This window comes from Asaia prunellae JCM 25354 (genome assembly GCF_000613885.1).
GTDB lineage: Bacteria > Pseudomonadota > Alphaproteobacteria > Acetobacterales > Acetobacteraceae > Asaia > Asaia prunellae.
The window spans coordinates 122,714-136,013 of the sequence record NZ_BAJV01000008.1 but is presented as its reverse complement, the minus strand read 5'-3'; the positions used below and the strand labels follow the sequence as shown (position 1 = coordinate 136,013).

Annotated in this window: 7 protein-coding genes and 3 pseudogenes; 7 read left to right on the top strand and 3 right to left on the bottom strand. The window is 57.9% G+C overall.

Annotation, left to right across the window (positions count from 1 at the left end):
- Positions 1-150 precede the first annotated feature (150 nt).
- On the bottom strand, positions 151-2,988 hold the full coding sequence (locus JCM25354_RS08450) for an Rne/Rng family ribonuclease (protein WP_025885693.1): 2,838 nt from the start codon (positions 2,986-2,988) through the stop codon (positions 151-153).
- 513 nt (positions 2,989-3,501) lie between these two features.
- Between JCM25354_RS08450 and JCM25354_RS08445 the strand changes: the two genes are divergently transcribed.
- Both JCM25354_RS08445 and JCM25354_RS08435 read left to right on the top strand, forming a co-directional pair.
- On the top strand, positions 3,502-4,368 hold the full coding sequence (locus JCM25354_RS08445) for an N-acetylmuramoyl-L-alanine amidase family protein (protein WP_243443978.1): 867 nt from the start codon (positions 3,502-3,504) through the stop codon (positions 4,366-4,368).
- 237 nt (positions 4,369-4,605) lie between these two features.
- Complete coding sequence (locus tag JCM25354_RS08435; protein WP_025885691.1) at positions 4,606-6,177, top strand: 2-isopropylmalate synthase; 1,572 nt, start codon at positions 4,606-4,608, stop codon at positions 6,175-6,177.
- 378 nt (positions 6,178-6,555) lie between these two features.
- Here the strand turns inward: JCM25354_RS08435 and JCM25354_RS23730 are convergent.
- Positions 6,556-6,813, bottom strand: a pseudogene (locus JCM25354_RS23730) (hypothetical protein); the annotation flags it as partial.
- A 24-nt stretch (positions 6,814-6,837) separates the two neighbouring features.
- Positions 6,838-7,011: a YMGG-like glycine zipper-containing protein gene (locus JCM25354_RS17685; protein ID WP_199899932.1), complete on the bottom strand. Its 174-nt coding sequence runs from the start codon at positions 7,009-7,011 to the stop codon at positions 6,838-6,840.
- A gap of 502 nt (positions 7,012-7,513) precedes the next feature.
- On the opposite strand from JCM25354_RS17685, the gene JCM25354_RS08420 reads away from it, so the two are divergent.
- From JCM25354_RS08420 to rodA, 5 genes and pseudogenes are all read left to right on the top strand, one after another.
- Positions 7,514-8,560, top strand: coding sequence for a rod shape-determining protein (locus tag JCM25354_RS08420; RefSeq protein WP_025885688.1), 1,047 nt, complete (start codon positions 7,514-7,516; stop codon positions 8,558-8,560).
- 21 nt (positions 8,561-8,581) lie between these two features.
- A pseudogene (mreC, locus tag JCM25354_RS17680) lies at positions 8,582-9,525 on the top strand (rod shape-determining protein MreC).
- 83 nt (positions 9,526-9,608) lie between these two features.
- Complete coding sequence (locus tag JCM25354_RS17675; protein ID WP_243443975.1) at positions 9,609-10,094, top strand: hypothetical protein; 486 nt, start codon at positions 9,609-9,611, stop codon at positions 10,092-10,094.
- A 111-nt stretch (positions 10,095-10,205) separates the two neighbouring features.
- Positions 10,206-12,126, top strand: a pseudogene (gene mrdA / locus JCM25354_RS17670) (penicillin-binding protein 2).
- Entirely contained in the window at positions 12,126-13,280 is a 1,155-nt protein-coding gene (gene rodA / locus JCM25354_RS08400; protein ID WP_025885687.1) for a rod shape-determining protein RodA, read from the top strand. The pseudogene mrdA and the gene rodA overlap by 1 nt, the downstream one beginning before the upstream one ends.
- Positions 13,281-13,300 lie beyond the last annotated feature (20 nt).

Sequence of the window (13,300 nt, the reverse complement as noted above, 5' to 3'; positions counted from 1 at the left end):
TCGACTGGCCTTTTGAGCACAAAGAGATGGAGTCGTCGTTAATTGCTACCGATCCTTGATAATCCGTTAGTGGTTCGGAAGATCAGATAAGAAAAAGGGGGCGGAATGAACCGCCCCCTTTTTCATGTGCTGTGAACAACCCTGGCTGGATCAGCGCTTCCACCAGCCGGTTCGCGGCTTTGCCGGGGCAACTTCATCAACGTTGATTGGCTGCACTACCGGAGCCTCCTCGGTCTTTGTCTTGCCCTTTGCCGTGCGTGTTCTGGCAGAGGGGGATTTTGCCTCGACTTCCTTGCGTGCAGTGGTGCGGCCACGGCGCGGTTTCGGCGTTTTGGTTTCGGATACTGTTTCAACAGCAACCGCTACCTGGGCCTCTCCCTCGCTGAGTGTGGCAGCAACTGGTGTCTTGCGTGGACGACCGCGGCGGCGTGGGGCAGGCTTGTCAAGATCTGCCTCGGCTACAGCTACCGGTTCGGCGACGGGCGCAGAATCGGTGGAGACAGGCTCGACAGGTGCCGGTTCAGCATTCTCGGCTGCGACGGGCTGGCGACGGGGGCGAGAGCGGCTCTTGCGTCCATCGTTTTCGACTTCATGACGAGAAGTTTCCGCCAGAGGAGCGATAGGTGCGCTATGGGACTCCTGCACCTCCTCGTTTCTGGGTTCGGTCACCAGAGTGGGCTTGGGTTCCGTATTGAGCGCGGAAGGCGCACCAAGGCGGGATTCAGCCTGCTCGATCATGTCGAATATATCGAACGAACCACCACCGAACGGATCAGCAGGAGTTGGCCCTACCCAGCGGTTTTCGCGCTTTTCGACAGTGGCACGACGCTCGATGTTCTGGCGGTTCTCGCGTGACGTCTCTTCCTGATGGCGCTCTGGCTGAGGGCGCTCATTCTGGTTACGCTCATCCAGACCCCGTTCGTCTCGCGATACGCGACGTGTGCGCATACGACGACGTCCCGGTACGACAAGAGCTTCCGCTTCGTCCGCAGGCTGTGCCTCCTGGACTGGGGCGGCTGCGGGCAGATCCTGTGCTTCGTCTTCACTGCCAGCGTCGAAGGCGTTCTCCGATTCCGTCTGGACCTCACGGTTCTCATCGGAACGACGACCATTGCGGCGGCGACGACGGCGGCGACGACGGCCTCCTTCTTCCCGGTTGCCTTCCTCACGAAAACCGTCTTCACGGTCCTCTTCCGGAATTACATTCTCGAAACCCTGTTCGATCTCGTCTTCCTGAGTAACGGCTTCAACCGTCGAAACAGAGGCCTCAGCCTCATAAACGCGAGCGGGCTGGGTTTCTGCCGGCACTTGCGGTCTGACGCGCTCGATACGCAGATCGGCAGGTGTCAGGCTGTCATCCGGATGGAAGGATACGCGCATGCGGTGGCGCTGTTCGATTTCGCCCAGCCAGTCGCGCTTGTTGTTGAGGATATAGAGGGCAATGCCCGAGGTCAGATGGACGCTGACTTCAGCAGCCTTCTGCTTCAGGCCTTCCTCATCCAGCGCGCGGAGAACATGAAGGGCTGCGCTTTCGACACCCCGTACATGGCCCGTACCCTGACAATGCGGGCAGGGGACCAGAACGGCTTCGGAAATTGACGGACGCAGGCGCTGGCGTGACATTTCCAGCAGACCGAAATGCGAGATCTGGCCGATCTGGATGCGTGCGCGATCACTGCGCAGCGCGTCCTTGAGGCGCTTTTCGACCATGGCATTATGTTTGCGGCTTTCCATGTCGATGAAATCGATCACGACAAGTCCTGCAAGATCACGCAGGCGAAGCTGGCGGGCTACTTCGTCAGCGGCTTCCAGATTGGTGCGGACAGCCGTATCTTCAATATTGCGCTGACCGGTCGAGCGGCCAGAGTTCACGTCGATGGAGACGAGGGCTTCTGTCTGGTTGATCACCAGGTAACCGCCTGATCTCAGCTGTGCGGTAGGCGAGAAGATCGCGTCCAGATGGCCCTCGACATGATAGCGACCAAACAGACTCTGGCTCTGGTCACGCCAGAGTTTCACCTTGTTGGCATTATGCGGCATCAGAAGGCGCATGAACTCGCGTGCGTTCTTCCAGGCCGGTTCGCCGTCGATGATGATTTCTTCGATATCCTTGCTGAACAGGTCGCGAATGGCGCGCTTGATCAGATTGGCTTCTTCGTAAATCAGCGTGGGGGCAACAGAAGACAATGTGTGGTTGCGGATATCATCCCAGAGCTGAAGCAGATATTCGCAGTCGCGTGTGATTTCAGGGCCAGGGCGCTGGGCACCGGCGGTACGCACGATCATGGCCATGCCACGCGGCAGGTCCAGTTCGGCGATGATATCGCGCAGGCGCTTGCGATCGCTGTCTGACGTGATCTTGCGTGATACGCCGCCGCCACGCAGGGCGTTGGGCATCAGAACGCAATAGCGACCGGCGAGCGACACATAAGTGGTGAGGGCAGCGCCCTTATTGCCGCGTTCTTCCTTGACGACCTGAACCAGCAGGATCTGGCGACGGCGGATGACTTCCTGAATCTTGTAGTTGCGCAGGAAGCGCGCCGTACGACGCGCGGCAGCCCCTTCGTCGCCTGTGTCATGTTCGCCACCGACTGTTTCGGGACGCGCTTCGAACTCGCCCTGATCGCTGGACTCAGCGACTTCGGTCTCGTCACCGTTCTGGTTGTCGCCTTCGTTCTCGACGCGCTCATCGGCGCGGAGATCCTCGTCCTGAAGGGCGAGCAGCTTTTCACGGTCGGCAACCGGAATCTGGAAGTAATCCGGGTGGATTTCGCTGAATGCAAGGAAGCCGTGACGGTTGCCGCCGTAATCGACGAAGGCGGCCTGAAGGCTCGGCTCAACGCGAATTACCTTGGCGAGGTAGATATTGCCCTTGATCTGTTTCTTGGACGATGTTTCGATATCATAATCTTCGAGACGATCACCATCCATGACCACGACGCGGGTTTCTTCCGCGTGTGTGGTGTCGATCAGCATGCGCTTGTTCATATAAAGGAAAACTCCGGTCGGCCCTTGTCACATCCGGTACCAGGCCCTGTGCAGATACAGCGGCTGTTCCGGCGCGTGCGGCAGAATATCGAGGATTTTGGAAAGAAAAGGAGCCATCAGACCAGCGCTCGCGGAACAGCGTCGGACGTCGGGCAGGACCCGATCCGGTAGTTTTCCACAAAACGAGACTGGCAGATTTCATGCGGCCCCAGCGAGTTGTCATCTGCGCACCCGGCTTGAAGACTAACCTTCCTTGCAGTCCTGCGGCATGGGCCAGCGGAGTGGAGGCAGTGCTTGCAAACCATAATGACGCGTGAAGTATGGCATGAAACGGGAGCGGTACGTCGGGGAGCTACGCTCCGTCACTGGTGCCGGATCGACCGTTTCGCAATTCTTCTCCCACAGGATGACCGAAAATCCGACCTCGTGCAAGACTCCCTATTCTGCCATGTTGACACCGCATTATGATGTCAGAAAATGCTGGATCGCCGCGCTCTATCCAAGGTCGTTCCAATGTCTGTTCCGAAACCGACCCGCCGTCAGATGACTCATCTGATTGGAGTGGCGTTGACTACTGCACCCGCTCTGTCGTGCCAGGCAGCTTTTGCGCTTACCCGACACAAAGGACATGGTCAGGTGAGCCGGAAAGCTCCTGCAGTCATCGGCAATGCCACGCCGCCGAGACCTGTAATCATGCTTGACCCCGGACATGGTGGCAAAGATCCCGGCGCTATAGGAGTGAGCGGTACTTACGAGAAGCATATAGCGGCGGCGGCGGCCAGGGAACTCTATCATCAGATCAAGGCGGCAGGGCGTTACGATGTGGTCATGACGCGTGCTGATGATCATTTCATCCCGCTTGAAGGACGTGTCGACCTTGCCCATCGGCACAAGGCGCAGCTCTTCATATCAATGCACGCCGATGCGCTGCATGATCCGGCGGTACGCGGAGCAAGTGTCTATACGCTTTCCAATGGCGCTTCTGATGCCCAGACGGCTTCTCTTGCCCAGACTGAAAACAGCGCTGACCGGTTTGCTGGCCCGGCTTTTCACGGCATGTCGTCAGAAGTGCAGAATATTCTTGCGAGTCTGGTTCACGAGGAAACCCGCAGGGGTTCTGCCCATATGGCGGCGAGCGTTGTTTCTGCCTTTCAGCCTCGCATAGGGCTTTTGCATCATCCGGCACGTCATGCCGCTTTTGTCGTTCTGAAATCCGCAGATATTCCGTCTGTTCTGGTCGAGATGGGGTTCATGTCCAACAGGCATGACGAGGCGGCCCTGCGTCAGGCTGCTTATCGACAGCAGGTTGCGGGGGCCATGAGTGCTGCCATTGATCGCTATTTTCAGGGGGCAGGTACGAATATTGCGCGATCGGGCTAGAAAATCGTCCGGTTACGCTAGCCAAGGGGCCTGTTTGTGCAGTAGTAGAATTTCCATGATCATTTCGGCCCTCTCTTTCGGCATTATGCACCGTGCGTCAGCGCATGGTGAGCCGTGCCTGGGCCTTCTTCTTCCGACGCTTCGACTTATCAGCCCTGAGCGCATTTCGCCGCCAGCCTGTCTGGCGCGTTCAGGGGGTCCATGATGATATTGTCAAAGCAATGAGAAGAAACAACCATGACCATTACCCATCCGTCCTTTGGTACAGTCGCTGACGATCGCGTCATTATTTTCGACACGACGTTGCGTGATGGAGAACAATCGCCCGGCTTCTCCATGAATCTCGAAGAAAAGATCCGCATGGCCAAGGCGCTCGAAGAGCTGGGTGTGGATGTGATCGAGGCCGGGTTCCCGGTTGCCTCTCCCGGTGATTTCGAAAGCGTGCAGAAAATTGCCGAAACCGTGCGTGAGGCCGTGGTCTGTGGCCTGGCCCGCAGTGGTGGCAAGCGTGATATCGAGGCGGCAGGTGAGGCTATTGCGAAAGCCCCACGTCGCCGTATCCATAATTTTATCTCTACCTCGCCACTCCATATGAAGTACAAACTGCGTATGGAGCCGGAGACGGTGCTGGAGCTGATCGCTGAGGGCAACAGGGCCTCACGTCATTTCACGGATGACGTCCAGTGGTCGGCCGAAGACGGTTCGCGTACCGAACCCGATTTCCTGTGTCGTTGCGTTGAGACCGCTATTCGCCATGGTGCAACCACCATCAATATTCCGGACACTGTCGGATTTACGACGCCAGATGAATTACAGGCGATCTTCACCATGCTGCGTGAGCGTGTGCCTGGCGCCGAAAAGGTCATATTCTCGACGCATAACCATAATGATCTGGGGCTGGCCGTTGCCAATACCCTTGCGGCTGTTGCCGGGGGGGCGCGTCAGATAGAATGCACCATCAACGGTATTGGCGAGCGTGCTGGCAACGCCGCTCTCGAAGAGGTCGTGATGGCCATTCGCACCCGCCGCGATAGAATTCCGTTTCATAACCGCATCGAAACGCCGCGTTTGCTGAGTCTCTCCCGTCTGCTGGCCAATATTACCGGTTTTGATGTGCAGCCCAACAAGGCCATTGTCGGTCGCAATGCCTTCGCTCATGAAAGCGGGATTCATCAGGACGGCATTCTGAAGAATGCGGCCACTTATGAGATCATGACGCCTGAGAGTGTGGGCTGGAGCAAGACATCTCTGGTCCTGGGAAAACATTCAGGACGTGCGGCATTCCGCGACAAGCTGAAAGCGCTGGGTTACGATCTGCCTGATGAGAAGATCCAGGATGCTTTCGAACGTTTCAAGGTTCTTGCTGATCAGAAGAAAACGGTATTCGATGACGATATCCGTGCTCTGGTTGACGACGAGACACGCGATCATGATCGTATCCGCTTTGTCTCGCTTGAATTGCTGGCAGGTTCCAAACGACCGGCTCAGGCCGAGCTGGAACTGCTTGTTGATGGTGCAGTAAAAACAGCAAGAATTTCCGGTAATGGTCCGATTGATGCCGCGTTCAGGGCGATTGGCGAGATTTTTCCCCATGAAGCCGTGCTCGAATTATTCTCTGTCGGTGCTGTCACCGAAGGTACTGATGCGCAGGCCAAGACAACTGTACGCCTTCAGGAGGGCGGCAAGATGGTCGATGGGCAGGGCGCTGATGCGGATACGATTGTCTCGGCCGTGCGGGCTTATGTCCATGCACTGAATAAACTGCTTGTAAAGCGCACGCGCACAGAACCTGAAGCATTGCCTGTCTGAGCAGATCGCCTGGTAAAATCAGGGTTGATACCGGTTGGTATGATTCCGGACCCTGATCCTATTCGTGTGCCGTGAAATCCGCATGAGACAACCTCCCGTCCATTTGCATGGCGGAAGGTTGTCTCGTCTGGGGTAAAGCCTGTCAGATATAAGCTGCAGGACTTTTATTCAGTAGCCATTCTGGTAACCGGCATAGCCCTGTTGCGCAGGATAAGCCTGTTGGGGGTAGGCTTGCTGGGGATACGCCTGCTGTGGGTACCCTTGCTGAGCAGGGTAAGCAGGCTGGGCATAGCCGGCGGGATATTGCTGCGTCGGGTACGCCTGTTGCGGGGCCTGGTTATAATAGGCACCCTGGTTGTAGTAATTGCCTTGCACACTCGGGCGGTTTGGCGTAGTCGCCGCTCCCCCTGCGGCGCCAAGCAACCCGCCCGCGAGAGCACCGATCGCGGCGCCACGACCTCCACCCGCTACGGCACCGATCGCAGCACCAGCGCCACCACCGATCAGGGCACCTGATCCGGCGCGAGCGCCGGAGTCATATGGGCTACCGCACCCGCTCAGCAGAGCGCAAAGCCCGGCAAGTCCCAGCCCGGCAGTAAGGCGCCGTAGGGGCGCAGGGGGGAGTTGTATCAGCATTGCGGTCTCTTGGGCTTGATGAAATCAGTAACCGGAACGCGGACGGTTCGGCGTGGTTGCGGCGCCGCCGGCTGCACCAAGTGCACCACCTGCGAGAGCGCCGATGGCTGCGCCACGTCCACCGCCTGCGAGAGCGCCGATTGCGGCACCACCGCCAGCACCAATCAGGCACCCGAGCCTGCACGCGCGCCGGATCATACGGGTTACCGCAGGCGCTGAGACCCAGCATGCCAAGGCAGGCTGACAGGGCAGCAAGTCTGCGCGGACGAATAAAAGAAGCACGCTCGGTCATTATCTACTATCCTACTAAAGACGTTCTACCTGCCTGAACGAGGCGGTATTTAACGAGTTTCCTCATGCCACCAGCTCGTGATCAGGTTACAAGATTCAATTTCCTGATCAGGCGCGTTCGAAGCGTGGCGTCACCATGGCTAGTTTGGGATGCTTTGTAACCAAGCGTAACCCCCTGCGATTGCCTTCGGGGTGCACATTTCCGTGCGGGGTATTTTTGGCATTAAACTGGAATTTTCCCTGATCGGGTCTTGCTCCACAATCATTGCCCCGGTAAGCCCAGCGCCAGAATATCTCGCGTCACGCTTCTCTCTTCTTCCGGTTCCCTCATTCCGTATTTTACGGGGCGCCGTGCAGAACGGGGCAGAGTGCAACCCGCGCGCGCAAATCTTTCGGCCAGGAGGCTTGAATGTTCTCACGTCTGCTGGGTCTCATGTCGGCAGACATGGCTATTGACCTCGGCACCGCCAATACACTCGTTTACGTCAAGGGACGTGGTATTGTTCTTGACGAGCCTTCTGTTGTTGCCATCGCCGATGTGCGCGGCAAGAAACAGGTTCTGGCGGTTGGCGATGAAGCCAAGCTGATGGTTGGGCGTACCCCGGGCAATATCACGGCCATTCGCCCCCTGCGCGATGGCGTGATTGCTGATTTCGAGGTGGCGGAAGAAATGATCAAGCATTTCATCCGCAAGGTTCACAATCGCCGCGCCTTTGCCAGCCCGCAGATCATTGTCTGCGTGCCTTCGGGTTCCACAGCTGTCGAACGTCGTGCTATTCAGGAAAGTGCCGAAAGCGCAGGTGCGCGCAAGGTCATGCTGATTGAAGAGCCCATGGCAGCGGCAATAGGAGCCGGTTTGCCGGTTACCGAACCTTCGGGCAGCATGATTGTCGATATTGGCGGCGGCACCACAGAAGTGGCGGTCATTTCCCTTGGTGGTATTGTCTACGCTCGCTCGGTACGGGTGGGTGGCGACAAGATGGATGACGCCATCATTTCCTATATCCGCAAAACCTTTAACCTGCTGATCGGTGAAAGCTCGGCAGAGCGTGTCAAGATGGAAATCGGTTCTGCCTGCCTGCCGGATGATCCGCGTGATCCAGGCCCGGTCAAGGAAGTGAAGGGGCGTGATCTCGTCAATGGTGTTCCACGCGAGGTTCTGGTGAGTCAGGCTCAGGTGGCGGAAAGCCTTGCTGAACCAGTGCAGCAGATTGTTGATGCCGTGACCACGGCGCTGGAGAACACGCCGCCGGAGCTTGCAGCCGATATCGTCGACAAGGGGATTGTGCTGACCGGTGGTGGGGCCTTGCTTTATCGCCTCGATGACGTGCTGCGTACCGCAACCGGCTTGCCTGTGACGGTGGGTGAGTCGCCGCTCTCCTGCGTGGCACTTGGTACGGGACGTGCGCTTGAAGAGATGCGCCGCCTGCGGAATGTCCTGATTTCGATGTACTGATAGCCAGGGAGCATCCGGCTGATGCTGTCGATTCAGGGGCGACACGCACTCGCAAAGCTGATGCTGCCGTTTTTCTTCGTGCTGGCAATCGGTCTGATCATGCTCGGTCTGACCCGTCGCCCGGACGTGGATCACCTGCGCATGAAGCTGGCTGACGGGCTTGCTCCCGCCTATCAGCTGATGGCCACCCCTGAGACGGCATTTGCCCGGCTTCGTCAGACCGTTACGGGACTGAGCGATGTCGCCGGGGAAAATGCCCGCTTGCGGGCTGAAAACCAGAAACTCCGTCGCTGGTATGACGTGGCCGTCGCGCTCGCCGACGAGAATGCTCAGCTCAAAGCCAGTCTTCACTGGATTCCGGATAACGCGCCGAATTTCGTCAGTGGTCATGCGCTGCGTGATGCTGGCGGGCTCTATGGGCGTTCTGTCCTCCTCGCCGTGGGGGATGGGCATAGCATTGTGCCAGGGGATGTTGCTCTTGATGCATCAGGTCTGCTTGGGCGTGTAACGGAAACAGGCGCACGCACCGTACGCATTCTGATGATCAATGATGATGCCAGCCGCATACCAGTCATGCTGACTGCCTCACGTGGCAATGCATCATGGCTGGTGATGGTTCTCCATATCCCAGATTGATCTATTATGCGCAGGACAATCGTCCTGTAGAGGGAGAGCGTGTTGTTACAGGTGAGCAGCCTGCTCCCGAGGGGCACGTACATGGCGCCTTTGCCGGTATGCCAGGCGGGCTGATCGTGGGAACGGTGCACTATCTGCGCCCCGGCACGCCTGTCGTTGTGCCTGAGGCTTCACTCGATCATCCGGATATCATTCGCGTATTCGACTATACCAGTGCTGATCATGCCGGGCCCGATGCACCAGGCCGTGTCAGATTGATGCCACCCATGCCCGTTGCTCCGGAGCTGCCTTTTGTGCCTTTCCAGAAGCCGATGAAGGGGCAGGGCTAGTTCATGGTCGGTCATCGCCACTCTCCCGACATCCACCCGGGCATCGCGCCGCGGCCTACCCTGCGCCGGCGCTTGATCAGCTCATGCGCGCGCTCCTGCCTTCGCTTTTTATTGTGTTGAGCGCGTTGCTTCTGTCTGCAGGGCTCGGGATCCCTGGTCAGAACGAGCTCTGTTTTGGCATCGCGGCGAGTACGGTTTTCTTCTGGTCGGCGCACAGACCGCAATCCATGACGCCTTTCATGACATTCTGCGTCGGACTGGTTTGTGAGGCGCTGAGTTTTGGGCCGCCTGGCGTCTTCCTGTTTTCCCTCCTCGTGTTTCACGGTGTCGCTCATTTGTGGCGTTACGGCCTTAGCCGCATCAGCTTCCTTTTTGGCTGGGCCTTGCTGGGTGGGCTTGCGCTTGTTTTATCGTTGTTTGGATGGATCATCACGTGTATCGGGACGTTGGCAATGATGTCTCCGGTGCCGAGTCTCTTTCAGGCGGCGGTGACAATTGGTATCTATCCGACATTGAGCGCCCTGTTTGCCTGGGCGCGTCGCACGGTGGCAGACCCTGAACAAGCCTGAAGGCCCGGTTTCGAGCATGATGTTCCGTTGCAGCGTAATGCTTACTAATGGACGCCTGACAGGCGAACGTGCAGCCATGGCCGAAATCCGGTACGGGAATGCCTGCGTTCGATGAAATTCAGACGCGGCAAATCCTCCCGATCCCATAATCCGTCCCGCATGCGTGCCAAGCGCGAAGAGATTACGCCTTCACGCGGTGTCTTTACCCGGCGTGCACTGCTGGTGCTGGCCACCCAGGCCGGCGTGCTCGGTGTGCTGGGCAAGAAGCTCTATGACCTTCAGGTGCACGAAGGCGATCATCTGCGTGACCTCGCGGCACGCAATCGCACAAGCAAGCGTCTGCTTGCGCCTGCCCGAGGCAGATCGTTGATCGCTTTGGCTTGCAGCTTGCCGGTAACAAGGTGAACTGGCGTGCTCTTCTCATGCCTGAGGAGACGACTGATATTCATGCGACAATCGCGCGTTTCGGTCAGATCATTGCGCTGGACGAGCGTGATCATGCCCGTATCGAGCGCGATCTCCGTCATATACGGAAATATGTCCCAGTCTCCCTCAAGGATTTTCTGAGCTGGGACGATATGGCGCGTATCGAGCTCAACGCACCTAGCCTTCCTGGTGTGCTGGTTGATGTCGGCACCACACGGCTTTATCCTTACGGTTCGCAGCTGGCTCATATTGTCGGCTATGTGGCGCCGCCGAACGAGCGTGATGTTGCTGCAACCCCGATGATGGCCCTGCCCGGTATGCGTGCCGGTCGTGCCGGAATTGAGCAGACCCAGGATCTGCTTTTGCGTGGCGAGCCCGGTTCGGTCGAAATGGAAGTGAATTCCAGAGGCCGTGTCATGGGTGAGATGGACCGTATTGACGGTCAGCAGGGCGATGAGGTTGTACTGACCATCGATGCCGGGTTGCAGCAGATGGTGCTCAATCGCATAGGCGATCAGGCGGCAAGCGTGGTCGTGATGGATTGTCGTAACGGTGAAGTTCTGGCCATGGTCAGTACTCCCTCTTTCGATCCGTCACTTTTCGATTCAGGCGTGAGCCATGCCCAATGGATCGAATGGACCAACAACGTTCGTACACCCCTCATCAACAAAACGGTTGCCGGTGTCTATCCTCCCGGTTCCACGTTCAAACCTGCTGTCGCCCTTGCCGCATTGAAGTCGGGTCTGATCAGTGCCGAGGATCGTTTTACCTGCCCTGGTTATTACGACATGGGCGGGGTGCGTTTTCACTGCTGGTCCCGCTGGGGGCACGGCAGCATCACCATGCAGCAGGCCCTCAAATACAGCTGTGACGTCTATTTCTATCTGGCGGCGCGCAAGATCGGTATGGAGCCGATCAAGACCATGGCCAATGATTTTGGTCTGGGCACCAGGCTTGATATTGAACTGCCTCACATCCGCGCAGGTGTCATCCCGACCCCGGAATGGCGGCAGAAACACGGGTTCCACTGGAATGGTGGGGATACGGTCAATGCCGGTATCGGCCAGGGCTTCGTTCAGGTAACACCTCTTGAACTGGCCACCTATGTCTCGCGCATTGCCTCCGGACGCAATGTCACCCCCCATCTGGTGCGCAAGGTCAATGACCGCAGTTCAGAGCATACGCCGCTTGATGCCGCGCCGGCACTGGACATTACCGAGGCTCATCTGTCCGTCATTCGTCAGGGGATGTTTGATGTGGTCAATGCACCGCATGGAACAGCACCCAAGGCCAGACTCGGCCTTCCGGATGTCGCGCTGGCGGGCAAGACAGGTTCGGCACAGGTGCGACGGGTCTCACGTGCCTGCGTGAAAGCGGGCATTTCAACTCGATGAATCTGCCCTGGGAGGAGCGTCCGCACGCCCTCTTCATCTGCTTTGCGCCTTATGACGCTCCACGCTACGCAATTGCGGTTGTCATCGAGCACGGCAATGGCGGTGCCGATGCCGCGGCCCCGCTGGCGCGTGATATCATGACCGATACATTGTTGCGTGATCCGGTCAATCACGACCATGTTCCCGGTCAGGCCGTCGCGGACGCCGAATAGTGAACTGGCAAAAACGTCTCTGGCGTCCGGAGCCGAGTTTCCGGCTTCTGGGCAAGCTGCTTCAGATCAACTGGCTTTATGTACTGCTGATCTGTGTTCTTGCTGGTGTCGGTTATCTTGCGCTGTATTCTGCGGGTGGCGGGTCGGCTGCGCCTTTTGCACGTCCCCAGATCGTGCGTTTCGGTTTCGGTCTGGTGATGATGATCACGGTGGCGCTGACCAGTCCGCGCCTGCTGCGCCTGTTCTCCATTCCGATCTATCTGGTATCGGTGACGCTTCTCGCTCTGGTTCTCCATATGGGCCATGTGGGCAAGGGTGCTGAACGCTGGATCAATCTGGCTGGGGTGCAGTTCCAGCCCTCCGAATTTGCGAAGATTGCGCTGGTCCTCATACTGGCGAGCTGGTTCCACCGGATCGACACCAAACGTATGGGTAATCCGCTGAGGTTGATACCGCCTGCATTGCTGACGCTGATCCCGGTCGGCCTTGTACTCAAGGAACCCAATCTGGGCACGGCAGTCATTATCGGGCTGATAGGCGCCACCATGTTCTTTGCCGCTGGCATGCGCCTGTGGCAGATCGCCCTGCTCGTTGCGCCTGTGCCGTTTCTGGGCAAGTTTGTCTATGCCCATCTGCATGACTACCAGAAGGCGCGAATTGATACCTTTCTGCATCCTGAGCACGATCCTCTCGGGGCAGGGTACAATATCATCCAGTCCAAGATCGCGCTTGGTTCTGGGGGGATGTGGGGAGAGGGCTATCTGCGCGGTACGCAGGGGCAACTGAACTTCCTGCCTGAAAAACAGACTGACTTCATTTTTACCATGATCGGTGAGGAATGGGGGTATGCTGGCGCCGTATCCGTAATCGGATTACTGGCATTGCTGGTTGTGGGGGGCATGCTGATGGCCATGCGAAGCCGCAACCAGTTCGGGCGGCTTCTGGCTCTGGGTATCTCGGTCGATTTTTTCCTTTATTGCGCCGTCAATCTGTCGATGGTCATGGGGGTGATTCCTGTTGGCGGTGTGCCTTTGCCGCTCATTTCCTATGGTGGTTCGGCCATGCTGACGATGATGTTCGGCTTTGGTCTGCTGCTTTCCGCCTGGGTGCATCGCAACGACCCCGATCTGCCCGCGCCACGCAAGGACCTGTGACAGCCTTTTTCCGGGAGGCG